The sequence below is a fragment of the Phytoactinopolyspora alkaliphila genome (assembly GCF_010550695.1).
Taxonomy (GTDB): Bacteria; Actinomycetota; Actinomycetes; order Jiangellales; family Jiangellaceae; genus Phytoactinopolyspora; species Phytoactinopolyspora alkaliphila.
The window spans coordinates 323,429-342,173 of record NZ_JAAGOB010000006.1 but is presented as its reverse complement, the minus strand read 5'-3'; the positions used below and the strand labels follow the sequence as shown (position 1 = coordinate 342,173).

Sequence of the window (18,745 nt, the reverse complement as noted above, 5' to 3'; positions counted from 1 at the left end):
GCCACTGCCGGCGTTTTTGGCTCCGTTATGGGATGGTTCGCCAGCAAAGGTCGCAATCATCCATCGGCCGTAGCGTGTGCGGTCGGCGCCGCCATCGGCATCACGCTCGGCAGCCTAGTGGTGCCGAGCCACGAGGACAGGGTGGCCAGCGGCACCCACTTCGTCACCACGCAGGGCACCGAGACAACCACCCTGCGCACCGCGCCTGCCGACGATGACGACGAGGAGATCGGCGAGGTCCCCGCACCGGAGGGCACGTCACCCACGGCTTCGCCGGACGGCCCGGGAGACCGCACCGCCGCGCCGCCCACCACGGGCGGCGGTCACACCGGCTCCAACGGATCCTCCACCGAGCGTGACCGGCAACCTGAAGGGGAGGCCGACGAGCCGCCCGCCGACTCCAGCGACAACCCCCGGGATTCGACGCCGGACCAGAGCACCCCGGACGAGCGGGGCCCCACCCGAACGCGGTCTCCGGAAGAGCCGACGACCTCGGAGACGCCGAACGCGTCGACGCCGCCACCCAGCGATCCCGAAGAGCCGGACGAGCCGCACGACCCGGATGACCTGGATGAGCCGGAGGACTCCTCGCCGACGCCTAGTCCGACCCCGACTCCCACACCCACGCCGACGCCTACCCCGACGCAGACGCCCGACGACGGGGTCTGCGTGGACCTGGCGATCCTGAAGCTCTGCCTCGGATAGGGGCTACAGGTACAGGCCGGTCTGGCCGTCCGGCAGCCGCTCCGACGCGACCGCGTGCAGGTCCCGTTCCCGCAAGAGGATGTAGGTTTCGCTGCGCACCTCGACCTCGGCCTTGTCCTCCGGGTCGAACAACACGCGGTCACCCACCGTGACGGTGCGGACATTGGCGCCCAGCGCGACCACCCGTGCCCAGGAGAGCCGGCGGCCCATCGCGGCTGTCGCAGGGATCACGATGCCGGACGATGACTTCCGCTCGCCCGCCTCGGTGTCCAGAGACACCAGCACGCGATCGTGCAGCATGCGAATGGGGAGCTTGTCAGTGTCAACGGCGCGTTCTTCGGTCACGCTGCCACACGATACGCGGTGCGGCCGGAGACGCGCACGTCGCTAGCGGCGGCGGCGCACCCGCCACACGAGGAACCCCGCGACGAGCACCGCGCCGGCGAGCGCGCCCAGCAGTTCCGGGCGCATGCCTGCCTGCCGGGCAAGATTGGCCGGCTTGGCGCGGTTCGCCAGCTCGTCCAGGTTGCGGGACAGCCGTTCGCTCCGCTGCGCCATGGTGCGCTCGATCTCCTCGATCGACCGCTTGGGGCGCCGTTCGGACTCCTCCTGCGGTACGGCCGGAGCACTCACGTGCACCTCCACCTCTCTTCGGCTGATCGCACCACCGTATCCGGGTGCGGGCGTCTTCGCTGGGATTTGGCCCGCCCAGCTACGGTAGGACCGTGACCGACAGCAGACTCTCGCCCGGCACCCCGGCGCCCACCTTCACATTGCCAGACGCTGACGCCAACCCGGTCAGCCTCGAGTCCCACCGCGGCCGGCGGGTCATCGTGTACTTCTATCCGGCCGCGATGACACCCGGCTGCACCACTCAGGCCTGCGACTTCCGCGACAACCTGTCCTCACTGGAGGCCGCCGGCATCACCGTGCTCGGCATCTCTCCTGACGCCCCGCCCAAGCTCGCGGAGTTCCGCGACCGCGACGGTGTGACCTTTCCCCTGCTCTCCGACGAGAATCGCGACGTGCTCCAGGCGTACGGCGCCTACGGCGAGAAGAAGCTCTACGGCAAGACCACCATCGGGGTGATCCGGTCCACCTTCGTGATCGATCCTGAGGGAGTCATCGAGAAGGCCATGTACAACGTCAAGGCGACCGGGCACGTCGCGAAGCTCCGTCGCGACCTCGGCCTGGACGGCTAGGGGTCAAGCCGCGCATGCGCATCTTCCTCGGCGTCCTTCTGCTCGTCCTCGGGCTTCCCGTGCTGCTCGTGGGCGCCGCCGGCGCCGTCTATGTGGGCACGGACGACACCGTCGGCGTGGTGGACGAGCAGGTCACCACCGAGTATGCGGTGATCGCCACCAGCCCGTCCCTGCTCGAGCTCAGCGGCCCCACCCTGCACGTGGCGGCCGACGGCGGTGGCACAGACGTGTTCGTCGGCGCCGCCCACCCCGTCCACGTCGCGTCGTACCTCGAGGGCGTGAGTGTGCAGCAGGTCGACGACGCCGGCTGGCGCAGCGAGTTCAGCGCTGGGGAGCGTGCGGGCGAAGCCGCCGAACCTGCCGCACCTCCGGCGGGGCTGGACTGGTGGCGGGAGCAGAGCGTGGGCGCCGGAGAGCAGCGGATCAGCTTTGAACTCACCGACGAGCCGGTCCAGGTCGTGATCGCGGGAACGGAGTTCGAGGCGCCGCTCAGTGTCCGGGTGGTGGCGGAAGCCGAGTTCGACGGCCTGTTCCTGACGCTGGTGGTCGTGGCGGGCATCGGTGCCATTCTCGTGATCGCCGGATTCCTGCTGATCCGCTCCGGCCGCCGCCGGAAGAGAACGGCGTCCCGGAACGGCGAACCAGCACCGGAGAGCCCGGACGACGCCGAGGTCACCGAACCGACACCCCTGCGACCTGCCGGTGGCCCCCCGAGTCCGCCGCCCGCGCCAGGACCCTCTGGCACGCTCCCCCGGTTAGCGGCCGCGGTGGGTCTCGGCTCGTTGATCCTCACCGGGTGCGCCCAGCTGCCGGACGACGCCGATCACGCCGCGCACAGCTCGGTACCGGCGGTGACGCCCGCAGCGGCCGAGGCGTTCTTCGCCCACTACACCGAGACCAACAACGCCGCCAACGCCGGCCAGGACACCGAGCTGATCAGCACGGTCGAGACCGGGCCGCTGCTGACGTCGTCGCTGATGAGCTACGAGATCCAGGAAGCGCAGGACCGGGACCCGATCGAGGCGTTCACGGTGGCGCCGGAGCTGGTCGCCGCACCGGAGCTCGATTCCTATCCGATGTGGTTCATGGCTCGTGCTGAGCCCGAGGACGCCGAGTCCGGACCCGCCTACTACCTCCTCACCCGGGAGGACGCCGCAGCGCCGTGGCTGGCTGAGCTGTCGGTCTACACGAGTGCGGACGCCGCCCTCATCGATCCCCTCGTGACCGGCGGTGTGGCGGTCAGGCCGGACGAGCAGCTCGTCGCCGTCGGAGGCGACGTGCTCACCACGCTCGTCGAGTACGCCGAGACCGGCGAGGAGCCGGACACCGTCGATGTTTCCCAGGCCGGTGGGCTGAACTCACTGCATGAGAGCGGGCTGGAGATCGTCGAGGGCCCCGAAGACCCGGTCAACGTCGAGCGGGATTGCTCCCTTGCCGGCACCGAACCGCGCTGGCTCGCGACCACGTCGGGCGCAGTAGCCCTCGCCGCGGTCACCTGCACCCAGCAAGTCACCCTGGAGGACGGGTACAGCCTGACCCTCGACGACGCCGGGTACGGGACGATCCCCGGAGACACACACCTGACCGCCATGGACATCACGCACGGCGTCACCGTGGTGGTGAGCGTGGAAGAGGACGGCTCGGCCGTCGTCGTCGGAGAACCGATGCTCCCCTACGAGATGAGTCACACCGAGCAGTGACGTGCCTATGGGTCCCGGCGGTTCGGCGGGTGGCCTACCATGGACGCTGGACTCGCGGGAGTGGTGGAACGGTAGACACGTCGCGCTTAGGACGCGGTGCCTTCGGGCGTGCGGGTTCGACTCCCGCCTCCCGCACTTCGACACGCCGACCCCCCCGGATGAACGTCCGGGGCGCAAGTCTGCATAGAGTCTGTTCCTCGGGAACGCGGGTGCGCCTCCAGCGCGCGCCCGGTACCCGCCACATACTTCGGCAAGGCGGTCAAGGACATGTTGGGCTTACCTGATCACATACGCGCGTGCCTGTTCGACCTGGACGGGGTGCTGACCCCTACCGCCATCGTGCACAAGGCGGCGTGGGAGGAGACGTTCAACGAGTTCCTCCGCCGGCACGCCGAGCAGACCGGCCAGCCCTACGTGCCGTTCGACCCCGTCGAGGACTACAACGTCTACGTCGACGGCAAGCCGCGGCAGGACGGCGTGCGCTCGTTCCTGGCCTCGCGCGGCATCACCCTGCCGGAGGGCGGGCACGACGACCCGGTAGACACCCAGACCGTCCACGGCGTCGGCAACCGGAAGAACACGGTGTTGGTGAAACAGCTGCGCGAGCACGGCGTCGACCCGTATGAAGGATCGATGAGGTACCTGCACGCCGCCGCGGAAGCCGGGCTCCGGCGGGCGGTGGTCTCGAGCAGCGCCAACTGCCAGGAGGTCGTGGCCGCGGCCGGGATGACCGACCTGCTCGAGGTTCGCGTCGACGGCGTCACCGCCCGCGAGGAGCAGCTGCGGGGCAAGCCGCATCCGGACACCTTCCTGCTCGCCGCCGAGCGACTCGGTGTCTCCCCGGGCGAGGCCGCAGTCTTCGAGGACGCGATCTCCGGCGTCGCGGCGGGACGCGCGGGTGAATTCGGCTACGTTGTCGGCGTCGACCGAGTGGGGCAGGCTGAAGCCTTGAGCGCCAACGGCGCCGACGTCGTCGTCGACGATCTTGACAAGCTTCTGGATGGAGCACACCAAGCATGATTCGGGAAAAGGGCTACCCCTGTGAGCCATGGCGGATCCGCGAGGCTGGACTGGACCTGGACGTCCTCGCTCAGTCGGAGTCGGTGTTCGCGCTATCAAACGGCCACATCGGCCTGCGCGGCAACCTTGACGAAGGTGAGCCGCACGGGCTGCCCGGCACGTACCTGAACTCGTTCTTCGAGTTGCGGCCGCTGCCCTACGCCGAGGCGGGTTACGGGTACCCCGAAGAGGGCCAGACCATGGTCAACGTCACCAACGGCAAGCTCATCCGCCTGCTGGTGGACGACGAGCCGTTCGACGTCCGGTACGGCGAGGTGCGCTCACACGAGCGCATCCTGGACTTCCGGACCGGCACGCTGGAGCGCACCATCGAGTGGGTCTCCCCTGCCGGCCGCGCTGTGCGCGTGCGCTCCACGCGCCTGGTCTCGTTCACCCAGCGTGCCGTGGCGGCTATTCGCTACGAGGTGGAGCCGCTGGACGGCGAGCAGACCCGGCTGGTCATCCAGTCCGGGCTGGTGGCCAACGAGGAGCTTCCGATCACCAAGAACGACCCGCGGGTCGCCGCCGTGCTGCGCGAGCCGCTCCGGTCGGAGCAGCACCTGGCCAACGGCAGCGGCGCGTTACTGATCCACCGCACAAAGCAGAGCGGTCTGCGGATGGCGGCCTCCATGGCGCACATCATCGACGACTCCCAGGAGACCACGGTCACCACCGAGGCGTTCCCGGACTGGGCCCGCACCACGATGGCATGCGTGCGCAAGCCGGGTGAGCGGCTCACGGTGGTGAAGTTCCTCGCCTACGGCTTCTCGAGCCAGCGATCCATTCCTGCCCTTCGCGACCAGGTAGGCGCGGCGCTCGCCGCCGCCCGGCTGAGTGGGTGGGACGGGCTCGTCAAGGACCAGCAGGAGTACCTGGACGAGTACTGGGACGGCGCCGACGTCCGGGTGGACGGCGACCCCGAGGTCCAGCAGGCCGTTCGGTTCGGGTTGTTCAACGTGCTGCAAGCGGGCGCGCGCAACGAGATGCGTCCCATCGGCGCCAAAGGCCTCACCGGGCCCGGGTACGACGGCCACGTGTTCTGGGACACCGAACTGTTCGCGTTGCCCGTACTCACCTACACCAAGCCCCAGGCGGCCGTCCAGGTCCTGCGCTGGCGGCACGCCACGCTCGATCTCGCCCGTGAGCGAGCCGCGACGCTGGGCCTCAAGGGCGCCGCGTTCCCGTGGCGGACCATCCGAGGTCAGGAGACGTCCGGCTATTGGCCGGCCGGCACCGCCGCGTTCCACATCGGCGCCGGCATCGCCGATGCCACCATGCGCTACGTCCAGGCCACCGGCGACGACGACTTCGAACGCGAGATCGGCGTCGAACTGCTCGTGGAGACCGCCCGGCTGTGGCGCTCGCTCGGCCATCACGACCGGCACGGCGACTTCCATATCGACGGTGTGACCGGACCGGACGAGTACTCGGCCGTGGCCAACGACAACGTCTACACGAACCTGATGGCGCAACGGAATCTGCTCGGCGCCGCGGACGCGGTGGCCCGCTACCCGGAAGTCGCGCACTCATTGGGCGTCGACGAGGAAGAGGCCGCCTCGTGGCGGCACGCTGCCGCGTCGATGACCATCCCGTACGACGAGGAGCTCGGCGTCCACCAGCAGTCCGAAGGGTTCACCCGATACCAGGAATGGGACTTCGACGACACCCCGCCGGAGGAGTACCCGCTGCTGCTGACCCACCCGTATTTCGATCTCTACCGCAGGCAGGTCTGCAAGCAGGCCGACCTCGTCCTGGCCATGCACTGGCGCGGCGACGCGTTCACCGCGGAGCAGAAAGCCCGCAACTTCCACTATTACGAAGCTCGCACCGTGCGAGACTCCTCGCTGTCGTCCGGGACACAGGCGGTGCTCGCCGCCGAGACCGGCCACCTGGAGCTCGCCCACGACTATCTCGGCGAGACGGCACTGACGGACCTGCACGATAGCCACTCGAACACCGAGGACGGGCTGCATCTCGCCTCGCTGGCCGGCGCGTGGCTGGCGATCGTGGCCGGATTCGGCGGGATGCGCGACCACGACGGGGAGCTCTCCTTCGCGCCGCGGCTGCCGAGCCGGATCAGCAGGATGGATTTCTCGCTGCTCTGGCGCGGCTTGCGGCTTCGGGTCAGCGTCCGCCCGGACGAGGTGACGTACTACTTGCGTGAGGGCGACCACGAGGACGGGTCTCAGCTCGAGCTGCTGCACCACGGGGAGCGGGTGACGGTGAAGATCGGCAAACCGGTCACCCGGCCCGTCCCGAAGATGTCGCCTCCTGACGTGGAGCCCACACAGCCGGCCGGGCGCGCCCCGATCCGCCGGGGCGCCCAGGGCCCGGGATCGCCCAGGAGCACTTTCGCCCGCTGACGAAGGAACCGGCCGGGCGATAACAAGATGAATGCCGGCGCTCGGCACCGTAGGCTGTAACGCGGTATGTCTACGTCCACGTCCGCCGCTGATCTGCGCTCCCGGCTCCCCGAACTGTCCCTCTGGGATGAGCACCGGCTCCGCCGGCGGCTGGACGGCATCCGCAAGATCCGGGGCGGGAACGGCCGGGAGAAGGCCCTCACCGAGATCGCTTCCGAGATCGCTTCCGCCGAGAACCGGATCGCCCGCAGGCGGGCCCGCGTTCCGGCGATCACGTATCCGGAACAGCTGCCGGTCAGCCAGCGCAAAGACGACATCGCGGCTGCGATCCGGGACCACCAGGTCGTCGTCGTTGCCGGTGAGACCGGCTCGGGGAAGACCACGCAGCTGCCGAAGATCTGCCTGGAGCTCGGCCGTGGCATCCGTGGGGCTATCGGCCACACCCAGCCGCGCCGGCTGGCCGCGCGCACGGTCGCCGAACGCGTCGCTGAAGAGACGAAGACCGAACTGGGTGACGCCGTCGGCTACCAGGTCCGATTCACCCGCAAGACCGGCGACGAGACGCTGGTCAAGCTGATGACCGACGGCATCCTGCTGTCCGAGATGACACAGGACCGGATGTTGCGCCGCTACGACACGCTGATCATCGACGAGGCGCACGAGCGCAGTCTCAACATCGACTTCATCCTCGGTTACCTCAAGCAGCTTCTTCCCCGGCGCCCCGATCTCAAGGTGATCATCACCTCGGCCACCATCGACCCGGAGAGGTTCGCGGCTCACTTCTCCGGCGCTCCGATCGTCGAGGTCTCCGGCCGGACCTACCCAGTGGAGATCCGGTACCGGCCCCTGGTCCCGGACGACGCCGGCGCCGACGCGTCCGACGAGCCGCGGGACCAGGTCCAGGCCATCGTGGAGGCCGTCGACGAGCTGGCGCTGGAGCCGCCCGGGGACGTGCTGGTCTTCCTCAGCGGGGAACGGGAGATCCGGGACACCGCCGACGCGTTGGCCAAGCGGTACGAGAACACCCGCGATCGCCCCGCCCGCACGGAGGTGCTGCCCCTGTACGCGCGGCTCTCCTCGGCCGAGCAGCACAGGGTCTTCGACCGGCGCGGCGTTCGCCGGAACGACCGGCGAATCGTGCTGGCCACCAACGTGGCGGAGACCTCGCTCACGGTCCCCGGCATCCGCTACGTCGTCGACGCCGGGACCGCCCGCATCTCCCGCTACAGCCATCGCACCAAGGTGCAGCGACTGCCGATCGAAGCCATCTCGCAGGCCTCCGCCCGGCAGCGGGCGGGCCGGTGCGGCCGGGTGGCGGACGGCATCTGCATCCGCCTGTACTCCGAGGAGGACTACGAGTCTCGTCCTGCGTTCACCGACCCGGAGATCCTGCGCACCAACCTCGCCTCGGTCATCCTGCAGATGACGGCTTTGGGGTTGGGCGACGTCGCGGCGTTCCCGTTCATCGACCCGCCGGATAGACGCAGTGTGGCCGCCGGCGTGGACCTGTTGCACGAGCTCGGCGCGCTCGATCCCGGCGCCACGGACCCGAAGAAGCGGCTGACCGAGATCGGGCGGAAGCTCGCCGAGCTGCCCGTCGATCCGCGGATCGGGCGGATGATCCTGGAAGCGGATCGGCAGGGCAGCGCCCGCGAGGTCATCGTCATCGCGGCGGCGCTGTCCATCCAGGATCCCCGCGAGCGCCCGTCCGAACAGCGGCAGGCCGCGGACGAGAAGCACGCCCGCTTCCGTGATCCCACGTCGGACTTCGCCGCGCTGCTGAATCTCTGGCGCTACCTGGGCGACGAGAAGCGTGCCCGCTCGTCGAACCAGTTCCGCAAGATGTGCCGGACGGAGTTCCTCAACTACCTCCGTGTCCGCGAGTGGCAGGACCTGGAAGCACAGCTGCGCAGCCTGGTCAAGCCCCTCGGGGTGACCCTGAACGACACGCCGGGCAGTGCCGACGGCATCCACACGTCGCTTCTCGCCGGGCTGCTCTCCCACATCGGCGTCAAGGAGGGCCAGGCCAACGAGTACCTGGGCGCCCGCGGCACCAAGTTCGGCGTCTTTCCGGGCTCCGGGCTGTTCAAGAAGCCGCCGCGCTGGGTCATGGCGGCCGAACTGGTGGAGACCTCGCGACTGTGGGCCCGGATCAACGCCCGGATCGAGCCCGAATGGGCGGAGTCGCTCGCCGGACACCTGGTGAAGCGCAGCTACAGCGAGCCACACTGGGAGAAGAAGGCTGGCGCCGTTCGCGCCTATGAGAAGGTCACCCTGTACGGGGTGCCGATCGTCGCGTCGCGCAAGGTCCTCTACTCGAAGGTCGATCCCGTGCTGTGCCGGGAGCTGTTCATCCGGCACGCGCTCGTCGAGGGCGACTGGGAGACCCGCCACCACTTCTTCCACCACAACAGAGAACTGCTGGAGGACGTCGAGGATCTGGAGAACAGGGCGCGCCGCCGCGACATCATGGTGGACGACGAGACCCTCTTCGAGTTCTATGACCAGCGCATCCCGGCCGACGTCGTGTCGGCCCGGCACTTCGACGCCTGGTGGAAGAAGGCCCGGCACGACGATCCCGACCTGTTGACCTACTCGGCCGAGCTGCTGATCAACGACACCGCCGACGACGTCCGCCCCGGCGACTATCCCGACACGTGGCGCCAGGGTGAGCACGAGCTTCCGCTGACCTACCAGTTCGAGCCCGGTGCCCGGGCGGATGGCGTCACGGTCGAGGTGCCGCTCCCCGTTCTCAACCAGGTCGACTCCGGTGGATTCGAGTGGCAGGTGCCGGGCCTGCGCGAGGAGCTCGTCGTCGCGCTGATCAAATCCCTGCCGAAGCAACTCCGGCGATCGTTCGTCCCCGCTCCGGACACGGCGCGCGCCCTGCTGCCGCGGTTGCCGTCGTCGGGCTCCGACGCGTCGCTCACAGAGGCACTGGCACGGGAGCTGACCCGGCTGCGGGCGGTGCCCGTCTCGCCCGCGGACTTCGACGCCGATCGCGTGCCCGATCACCTCAAGGTCACCTTCCGGGTGATCGACGAGAAAGGCACGCCGGTGGCCGAGGGCAAGGACCTCGCCGTCCTCAAACAGGGCCTGCAGGCCGACATGCGCAAGACCGTCTCCGCCGCCGCGTCCAGTATCGAGAGGTCAGGACTGCGGGAGTGGAGCGTGGGCGAGCTTCCCCGTACCTTTGAGCGCAGACAGGGTGGTCATCTGGTGACCGGCTATCCTGCGCTGGTCGACGAGGGCGACAGCGCCGCCGTGCGGGTGCTGCACAGCGCGGCGGAACAGAGCGCGGCGCATCCCGCCGGAGTACGGCGGCTGTTGCTGCTCAGCGTTCCCTCGCCGGTGGCCTTCGTCCAGCGCCACCTCAACAACCAGACCAAGCTGGTGCTCAGCCAGAATCCGGACGGAACGGTGGCGGACCTGATCGGCGACTGCACGGCCTGCGCCGCCGACGCGCTGATCGCCGATGCCGGTGGCCCCGTGTGGGACCAGGCGAGCTTCGCTGCGCTGCGGGAGAAGGTGCGCGGTTCGCTCATCGAGGCGGTCTTCACCGTGGTCGCCGATGTCGAACGCATCCTGGTGGTCGCACATCGGATCAAAGCCTCCCTCACCGGCGTTCCCCGCACGGCGAATCCGGAATCCGTGGCCGACGCCCGGCACCACCTCGACGGGCTGGTCCATCCCGGCTTCGTCACCGCCACCGGCCGCAGACGGCTGACGCATCTCACCAGGTATCTGCGGGCACTCGAGCGCCGGGTGGAGAAGCTCGGTACGGCCCCGCAACGCGACCTGCTGCTCAAGGACCGGGTCGCGGACGTCGAGGACGCCTACCACGACCTCCTCGATGCCATCCCGCCGGACCAGCGCCCCACCGGTGAGCACGAGGCCGTCCGGTGGATGATCGAGGAGCTGCGGGTCAGCTTGTTCGCTCAAGAACTCGGCACCGCTCATCCCGTCTCCGAGAAGCGGATCCTGCGCGCCATCGCCGAGCTCCGCGCTCCCTGAGCACTCCAAACCCTTGCCTTAAACCGAACGGCGTGCGATTATCCTAATCATGTTAGGAGAACCAACGCGGAGTCGGGTTGCCGAACGACGTTCGAGCACGATCGCGGAGATCGTGGACGCGGCATGGGAAGTTGCGCGCACGCACGGCATCGGCGGGCTCACCCTGCGCGACGTCGCACGGAAGGTCGGCATGCGCCCCCCGTCGCTGTACTCGTACTTCGACTCCAAGGACGCCCTGTACGACGCGATGTTCGCCCAGGGCTGCCGTGAATTCCTTGAGGCACACGCGTCGGTCCGGCTGACCGGCGAGACGGTGGCTGATCTCAAGACAGTGATGCGGTTCTTCGTCGGGTTCTGCACCGAGAACACTGTGCGCTACCAGCTCCTGTTCCAGCGGGTGGTCCCCGGATTCGAACCCTCCAAAGAGTCATTCGCACTCTCCGAGGAGGGGTTGCGGAAAGTCGTGACCCTGCTGCAGAGCAGCGGCGTGACCGACGCAAGGGCGCTCGACCTGCTGACCGCTATCGGGACCGGGCTCGCCGACCAGCAGATCTCCAATGACCCCGGCGGCAGTCGCTGGATCGGGCTGACGGACGACGCCATCGAGATGTTCTACGCCTACGTCCAGCAGCACATGAAGGGGGAACCAGAATGACCAGCACGATGGCCACGCCGGTCCAGCACATACCCAAGATCAGCCACCGGGAAGCTCGTGACCTGGCCACCACCGAACACCACCGGGCCCTCGACCTTCTCCGGTCGCTCGACGACGAGGAGTGGTCGAAACCCACGGACTGCCCCGCATGGGACGTACGCGCGATGGCCGGACACATGCTCGGCATGATGGAGTTCACCTGCTCAGTGCGGGAATTCGTGCACGTCATCAGGGCCGGCGGCAAGGCCGCGGGAGACGGCCCCACCATCGACGGCATGACCGAGGTCCAGGTGGCCGACCGCGCCGGCCTAGGAGTCGACGAGTTGCTCGAACGGATCGCCGCAGCCGGCCCGCGGGCTGCCCGTAGACGCTACCGGGTCCCCCGCCCACTGCGCGCGCTGCCGATGAAGCAAGAGATGCCGAAGGGCGTCGAGACCTGGCGCCTCGGTTACCTCTTCGACATCATCCTGACTCGCGACCCATGGATGCATCGCATAGATCTCAGCCGTGCCACTGGACGCGAATTGCTTCTCACACCCGAGCACGACGGCCGTGTGGTGAGCGACGTCGTCGCAGAATGGGCCCGTCGCCACGGCCAGTCGTTCACGCTCACCCTGACCGGCCCGGCAGGTGGCACGTTCACCCATGGCAACGGCGGCGAGGACATCACCATCGACGCGGTCCAGTTCTGCCGAACCGTCTCCGGCCGGGGCTCCGGCCCGGGTCTGCTCGGTGAGCCCGTCCCCTTCTGACCTCATCTGCCTTCACACATCAGGAGGACCCGTGGATATCCACCGGATCACACGCGACATCACCGTCCTGAACGACACGGCGCCTATCCCCGGCGTCGGTTTCCTGCCGGTCAACGCCTTCGTCCTGCACGCGTCCCAGCCGGTGGTCATCGATACCGGGCTCAGCCTCCCGGACCGGGGCTTCCTCGACACACTGGGCTCGGTCGTGGACCCGGCGGACGTCCGCTGGATCTGGCTGACGCATCCGGATCGCGACCACACCGGCGGCCTGTTCGATCTGCTCGAGGCCGCGCCGCAGGCAAAGGTCATCACCACGTTTCTCGGCATGGGGATCATGTCGACCGAGCGTCCCCTGCCGATGGACCGGGTATATCTGCTCAATCCCGGCGAACGCCTCGACGTCGGAGACCGCACGCTGACCGCGTTCCGGCCTCCACTCTTCGACAGTCCGGCCACCGTCGGCTTCTACGATGACAAGACTCGCGCCTGCTTCACCTCGGACTGCTTCGGTGCGCCACTGCCCAGCCCGGAGCTGGCGGCCAGCGACGACGTCCGGGGAGTTCCCGCCCGGGATCTCAACGACGCGCAACTGCTGTGGGCCGCCGTGGACAGTCCGTGGGTGCACTCGGTGGACCGGGATGCCTTCCACGCCACCCTTCAGCCGCTTCGCGCCGCGGATCCGGACGTCATTCTCAGCTCACACCTGCCCCCGGCCATCGGGCAGAGCACCGCGTTCCTCGACATGCTTGCCGCGGCCCCCGGGGCCAACCCGTTCGTCGGACCTGATCAACGGGCGCTGGAACAGCTACTGGCCACGTTCGAGCCGGGAGCCGCGGTGTGATCCGGACGTGATCGGCAGGCTGACGTCGGCTTCGCCGGTTCCCAGGGTGCGTGCAAGCACGGCACGCACCCTGGACACGTCCGGACGTTCACCTGCCAGCAGGATGGCCGCGCACATGCCGTCGGCCGCGGCCACCATGGCGTCGACCGCCAGCGGGTCCGACGTGTGCAGGCGGGCGATCTCGGCGACCGTGTCCCGCCAGCGGCGTGCCACGGGCCGCAACGCCGGCCGGCGCGCCGCCAGCGTGGAGAGTTCTCGTTCGGCCAGCGCACGACGGCGGCCGTTGCCGGCCGCGGCGACGATGAGCTCGGCCAAGCCGCCCACCTCGTCGCCGCCACTCTCGACGATCTCGTCGAGCTGCCGTACGTACTCGTCCGACACCTCGGTCAACGCCGCCACGAGCAGGTCGTCCAGAGTCGCGAAATAGTACGTGGTCAAGCTGGCCGGCACGCCCGCCTCCCGAGCCACAGTGCGGTGTGTCACGCCGGCCGCGCCATCGCGCTCCACCACGCGCAGCGTGGCGTCGATGATCTCGGCCCGGCGACGTTCCCCCCGAGCCAGCCTCCCGTCGGTGGCTGTTGCCGGCCTCCGGCCCGATGCGCCCTGATCCACGGTGCTTCACTCTAGCTGGCAGGTTCGCTCTCGCGGACGGCGTCCGCGCCCACCGCATTCACGTGCCGCAACGCCCGAGCGGACACCACGGCGAGTATCACCATCGCCAGGGCACCCATGGCTGCCACGACGTTCAGCCCCGAGGTGAACGCACCCTTGGCCGCGTCCATCGCGTCGCTCTCCAGCAGGTGTGCCACGGACGTAGCCCCGGAGAGGCTGTCCTCCACCGATCGCGCGGCGTCACCGGACAGCCCCTCCGGAACGAGGCCGGCGATGCGATGGCGGTAGACGGCCGTGGCCACGCTGCCCAGCAGAGCCACCCCCGCTGCCAACCCGAGCTCCTGCACGGTCTCGGATATCGCGGCCGCCGAGCCTGCCTTCTCCGGCGGCGCCGCGCCGACGACGAGGTCCGTGCCCAGGGCGGCGATCGCCCCGAGTCCGAGATAGACCAACGAGAAGCCGGCTACGACGCTCGCAACTCCGGCGTCGGCGTCGAGCCGGGCCAGCAGCATGAACCCGAGCGCCGACAGCGCCAACGTGCCGCCGATGACCCCGCCCGGCCGGATTCGCCGGGCAAGCAGCGGTGCCGTGATCGCCGCTACCACCATCATCAGCGCCGGCGGCCCCATAGCGGCGCCGGCCGCCAAGGGTGAGAGGCCCTTCACCAACTGCAGATGGTTGGTGACAAGGAACATCGCGCCACCGACACCGACCAGCCCCACCAGCATCACGCCGAGCGCGGCGCTGAAGGTGCGGCTGGCGAACAAGGCGACGTCCATCAGCGGGCTGGCCAATCCGCGCTGGCGGCGAACGAAGACAACGGCCATGATCACACCCACCGCGACGGTCACGGCCGGGGTTGGGCCGAATCCGTCCTTGGCCAGTTCCTTCACGCCGTAGACCACCGGCAGCATCGCCGCGAGCGACAGCGCGACGCTTCGCAGGTCGAGCCGCCCGGGCCGCGGGTCGCGGTACTCGGGCAACAAGGCCGGAGCGGCCAGCAGCACCAGCCCCACGACAGGGACGGCAAGCAAGAACACCGAACCCCACCAGAAGTGCTCCAGGAGAGCGCCACCCACCAAAGGGCCGGCCGCCATCCCGAGGCCGAACATCGTCACCCAGACGCCAATAGCCAACGCGCGCTGGCGCGGGTCGGCGAACATGTTACTGATCAGGGCCAGCGTGGAGGGCATCAACGTGGCTCCGGCGATGCCCAGCGCCGCACGCGTCCCGATCAGCATCTCCGGATTCGTGGAGTAGGCGGCCAGGACCGACGCCACCGCGAAGGCGACCGCGCCGATCATCAGGAGCCGCCGGCGACCGATGCGGTCCCCCAGCGTTCCCATGGTGATCAGGAATCCCGCGATCATGAACCCGTAGGCGTCCATGATCCACAACGTCTGGACGCTGCTCGGCTGCAGGTCGGCGGCGAGATGCGGCATGGCCAGATAGAGCACGGTCATGTCCAGGCCGAGCAGGACCGTGGGAAGAGCCAGGACCGCGAGGCCGGTCCACTCTCGCCAGCCGGCCCGGGATGCGATCGCGACGTTCATCGAGTTCCTCTTCCTTCACGGGTCCATCATGTTATTGGACGATCGTTCTATTTGTACTATCGTTCAATAACCACGTCAAACCCGGTGCACAACGACGAGGCGGCCCTGACCGCAATGGTCAGGGCCGCCTCACGGGTGTGAAGGAATCAGGCTGTGGCGTCCGCGTGCTCGTCAGGGCTGCCGGCGGGGCGTTGTGCCCGGCGCCGGCCCCGGCGTGCCGGCTTCGGCGCGTCATCGTCCCCGGTAGGCGACTCCGGAACGTCCGCTGGCTCCGCCGGAGTTGCCACTGGCTCCGCCGGGGTTGCCACTGGCTCCGCCGGGGAGCCGTTCGTCTCCACGGCAACACCGCGCGTGTCCGCCTCGGCGCTCACGGGGGATGCCGACACTCCGTTGGCGTCAGGTGTACCTGCCGACACCGGGATCAGGTCAGCCGGCGAAGCCTCACCCGGGCTGGCCAGCGCCTCGAGCTTCGGGACTGCCGCGGGCTCGGGCTTCTCGGTCTGCTGCTGCTCGCCACGCCTGCGGCGGCCGCGCCGCTCCGAGCGTCCAGAGCTGTCGTCGCCGTTGGACTTGCTGCCTTCGACACCCACGTGGTTGTGCACCTGGACGCCTCGGCCCTTGCAATGGGCACAAGGCTCGCTGAACGCTTCCAGCAGCCCGGTGCCGATCCGCTTGCGGGTCATCTGGACCAAGCCGAGCGAGGTCACCTCCGCGACCTGGTGCTTGGTCCGGTCCCGGCCCAGGCACTCCACCAGACGGCGCAGTACGAGGTCCCGGTTGGACTCCAGCACCATGTCGATGAAGTCGATGACGATGATGCCGCCGATGTCCCGCAGCCGCAACTGCCGGACGATCTCCTCCGCGGCCTCGAGGTTGTTCTTGGTGACCGTCTCTTCGAGGTTTCCACCGGAGCCGGTGAACTTCCCGGTGTTGACGTCGATCACCGTCATCGCCTCGGTGCGGTCGATCACCAGTGAGCCACCACTCGGCAGCCACACCTTGCGGTCCAGCGCCTTGGCGATCTGCTCGTCCACCCGCAACGCGGCGAACACGTCGTTGTTTCCGGTCCACTTCTGAACCCGGTCACGCAAGCTCGAGGCGACGCCGCTCACATACTCGTCGATGGTCGACCAGGCGCGCTCGCCCGACACCACGAGCTTGGTGAAGTCCTCGTTGAACAGGTCACGGACGACCTTGATCGCCAGATCGGGCTCGCCGTGCAGCAAGGCCGGCGCATTTCCGGAGGTCTTCTTCTGGATCGCCTCCCATTCGGCCTGCAGCCGCTCGACGTCATTGGTCAGCTCCTCCTCGGACGCACCCTCGGCGGCAGTACGCACGATCACACCGGCGTCCTCGGGCACGACCTTCTTCAAGATCTTCTTCAACCGGTTGCGCTCGTTCTCCGGCAGCTTCCGGCTGATCCCGCTCATCGAGCCACGCGGGACGTAGACGACGTACCGGCCGGGAAGGCTCACCTGGCCGGTCAGCCTGGCACCCTTGTGCCCGATCGGATCCTTGGTGACCTGCACAAGGATCGACTGGCCGGACTTGAGCACGTCTTCGATACGCTTCGGCCCGTCAGTGTGGCCGAGACCGGCCCAGTCGATCTCGCCGGCGTAGACGACGGCGTTGCGGCCGCGTCCGATGTCCACGAAGGCAGCTTCCATCGCGGGCAGGACATTCTGCACCCGGCCGAGGTACACGTTGCCGATCATCGACTGCTGCGAGGCCTGGCTGACGTAATGCTCCACCAGGATGTCGTCCTCAAGCACGGCGATTTGAGTGAGGTCGCCGTCCTGCCGGACCGCCATCACCCGGTCGACCGCTTCGCGGCGAGCCAGGAACTCGGATTCGGTCAGGATGGGCGGCCGGCGACGGCCGGCCTCGCGGCCCTCACGCCGCCGCTGCTTCTTCGCCTCGAGGCGGGTGGAACCCTTGACCAGGCTGACCTCGTCGTCGGAGTCCTTCGTCTCCCGCACCTTGACCACGGTGTGCGGCGGGTCGTCGGAACGGTTGTCCTCGTCGCCCTCGCTCTTGCGCCGGCGGCGCCGGCGGCGCCGGCGGCTGCCGTCCTGACCCTCGCCGTCGCCTTCACCGTCGTCACCGGCTTCCGCCGTGGCATCTGCGTCGTCGGCCGCATCCTCACCGGAGCCGGTGTCCCTGGCCGCCGCGGACTTCTGCGCGTCGCCGGGCGGGTCGTCGCTTTCCTGGTCGGTATCGTCGGACGGACCGTCGCCCTTCTTGCGGCGGCCGCGTCCGCCCCGGCGTCGCCGGCGCCTGCGGTTGCCGCTCTCGTCATCGTCGTCGCCGGATGCAGGCTCCGCCGCCTCGCTGGCGTCGTCCTCCTCGGCCAGCTCCTCGCCCGCCACCACGGCGGCCCGGGCAGCGGCCGCTTGGGCGGGCGTGGGCGGTTCGAACAGCGGGGTGGCATCGAAGGCCGGGGGCTGGAACAGAACCGTCGAGGCCGCCGCGGACCCCTCGCGCTCATTCGGTTCGTCAGCGGCCTGAGCTGCCGCGACGACCTGTGCCGTGGTGGCTGCCTGGTCACTGCTGGCGGTGCTGGTACCGCGGGCCGCACGCTTGCGCGACCGGCTGGCACGCGGTGCGGGCTGCTCGGCCTCGGTTGCGGGCGGCTCAGTCTCCGCCGTATCCGCCGCGATCGTCTCCGCCGCGATCGTCTCCGCGGCCACCGCCTCGACGGCTTCGGCCTTCCTGGCCGCTGCTTTCTTCGCAGCCGCCTTCTTGGCCGGTGCCTTCTTGGCGGCGGCCTTCTTCGCCGGCGCCTTCTTCGCAGCCGCCTTCTTCTTCTGGGACGGCGTCTCCGGTGTGCCGGGGTCGGTCGCGTCCGGACTGCTCAGGTCCGCGGCGGCCGTGCTCGGGGCCGGTTCCGTGGCGGCGCCTTCCTCAGGCGGGCCTGCGACCCGGCTTGCCGTGCGCTTGCGCGGAGTGCGGCGTCGGGCAGGCTCTGTCTGCTCGACCGAATTCTCATTCTCGGCCAAGCCAGTGTTCTCGTCTTGCATGTTCTGTGTACTCCCGTCAGCCCGGTGACGTGCGGCGCAGCCACCGCGTTCGCGGAGCGCAGCCGCCTGGCACCAGGACGCTGTTCGACCGCCGGCGCGGGCCCTACCGTGCACCGGCGAAGAAGCCTGTCGTCAACGACGCCCACCGGCGTATGCGTCAGTGGGCGAACCGGAATGCCGCCGCGTCGGCAGAGCCGTTCTTCGCACTCCACCTCGCGGCTGAACATCGGCATCGCTGCCACCGTGCCGAGCGCCACCGTGCCTGGCGC

14 protein-coding genes and 1 tRNA gene are annotated in these 18,745 nt (G+C 69.0%); 10 read left to right on the top strand and 5 right to left on the bottom strand.

Going from position 1 to position 18,745, the window contains the following annotated elements:
- Window positions 1-120: 120 nt before the first annotated feature.
- Window positions 121-705 carry a hypothetical protein gene (locus G1H11_RS13595; RefSeq protein WP_163819103.1) on the top strand — a complete coding sequence of 195 codons (585 nt, stop codon included), beginning with the start codon at window positions 121-123 and terminating at the stop codon, window positions 703-705.
- Window positions 706-708: 3 nt separating this feature from the next.
- Here G1H11_RS13595 and G1H11_RS13590 read toward each other — a convergent pair whose 3' ends face one another.
- Both G1H11_RS13590 and G1H11_RS13585 read right to left on the bottom strand, forming a co-directional pair.
- On the bottom strand, window positions 709-1,050 hold the full coding sequence (locus G1H11_RS13590; protein WP_163819102.1) for a co-chaperone GroES: 342 nt from the start codon (window positions 1,048-1,050) through the stop codon (window positions 709-711).
- A 42-nt stretch (window positions 1,051-1,092) separates the two neighbouring features.
- Window positions 1,093-1,338 carry a DUF3618 domain-containing protein gene (locus G1H11_RS13585; RefSeq protein WP_163819101.1) on the bottom strand — a complete coding sequence of 82 codons (246 nt, stop codon included), beginning with the start codon at window positions 1,336-1,338 and terminating at the stop codon, window positions 1,093-1,095.
- 92 nt (window positions 1,339-1,430) lie between these two features.
- Here G1H11_RS13585 and bcp point away from each other — a divergent pair, with 92 nt between their 5' ends.
- From bcp to G1H11_RS13540, 9 genes are all read left to right on the top strand, one after another.
- Window positions 1,431-1,907, top strand: coding sequence for a thioredoxin-dependent thiol peroxidase (bcp, locus tag G1H11_RS13580; protein WP_343074858.1), 477 nt, complete (start codon window positions 1,431-1,433; stop codon window positions 1,905-1,907).
- Between the two features lie 14 nt (window positions 1,908-1,921).
- Window positions 1,922-3,607 carry a DUF8094 domain-containing protein gene (locus tag G1H11_RS13575; RefSeq protein ID WP_163819100.1) on the top strand — a complete coding sequence of 562 codons (1,686 nt, stop codon included), beginning with the start codon at window positions 1,922-1,924 and terminating at the stop codon, window positions 3,605-3,607.
- Window positions 3,608-3,661: 54 nt separating this feature from the next.
- Window positions 3,662-3,742 (top strand) — tRNA-Leu (locus tag G1H11_RS13570).
- Between the two features lie 132 nt (window positions 3,743-3,874).
- The gene (locus tag G1H11_RS13565; protein ID WP_163819099.1) at window positions 3,875-4,627 is read left to right on the top strand and encodes a beta-phosphoglucomutase family hydrolase; all 753 of its coding nucleotides are present in this window, start codon (window positions 3,875-3,877) and stop codon (window positions 4,625-4,627) included.
- Entirely contained in the window at window positions 4,624-7,029 is a 2,406-nt protein-coding gene (locus G1H11_RS13560) for a glycoside hydrolase family 65 protein (RefSeq protein WP_163819098.1), read from the top strand. The genes G1H11_RS13565 and G1H11_RS13560 overlap by 4 nt, the downstream gene beginning before the upstream one ends.
- 66 nt (window positions 7,030-7,095) lie before the next feature.
- A complete protein-coding gene (hrpA, locus tag G1H11_RS13555) occupies window positions 7,096-11,043 on the top strand; it encodes an ATP-dependent RNA helicase HrpA (RefSeq protein ID WP_163819097.1) in 3,948 nt (1,315 codons plus the stop codon).
- Window positions 11,044-11,092: 49 nt separating this feature from the next.
- Window positions 11,093-11,698, top strand: a complete 606-nt coding sequence (locus tag G1H11_RS13550; protein ID WP_163819096.1) for a TetR/AcrR family transcriptional regulator — start codon at window positions 11,093-11,095, stop codon at window positions 11,696-11,698.
- A complete protein-coding gene (locus G1H11_RS13545) occupies window positions 11,695-12,450 on the top strand; it encodes a maleylpyruvate isomerase family mycothiol-dependent enzyme (RefSeq protein WP_163819095.1) in 756 nt (251 codons plus the stop codon). Before G1H11_RS13550 ends, G1H11_RS13545 begins: the two co-directional genes overlap by 4 nt.
- A 31-nt stretch (window positions 12,451-12,481) precedes the next feature.
- Window positions 12,482-13,291 carry an MBL fold metallo-hydrolase gene (locus G1H11_RS13540; RefSeq protein ID WP_163819094.1) on the top strand — a complete coding sequence of 270 codons (810 nt, stop codon included), beginning with the start codon at window positions 12,482-12,484 and terminating at the stop codon, window positions 13,289-13,291.
- Here the strand turns inward: G1H11_RS13540 and G1H11_RS13535 are convergent.
- The 3 genes from G1H11_RS13535 to G1H11_RS13525 all read right to left on the bottom strand — a co-directional run bounded on the left by G1H11_RS13535 (window position 13,256) and on the right by G1H11_RS13525 (window position 18,476).
- Entirely contained in the window at window positions 13,256-13,903 is a 648-nt protein-coding gene (locus G1H11_RS13535; protein ID WP_163819093.1) for a TetR family transcriptional regulator, read from the bottom strand. The genes G1H11_RS13540 and G1H11_RS13535 overlap by 36 nt on opposite strands.
- Before the next feature lie 11 nt (window positions 13,904-13,914).
- Window positions 13,915-15,456, bottom strand: a complete 1,542-nt coding sequence (locus G1H11_RS13530) for an MFS transporter (protein ID WP_163819092.1) — start codon at window positions 15,454-15,456, stop codon at window positions 13,915-13,917.
- A 146-nt stretch (window positions 15,457-15,602) separates the two neighbouring features.
- Window positions 15,603-18,476, bottom strand: a complete 2,874-nt coding sequence (locus G1H11_RS13525; RefSeq protein ID WP_163819091.1) for an Rne/Rng family ribonuclease — start codon at window positions 18,474-18,476, stop codon at window positions 15,603-15,605.
- Between the last annotated feature and the right edge of the window lie 269 nt (window positions 18,477-18,745).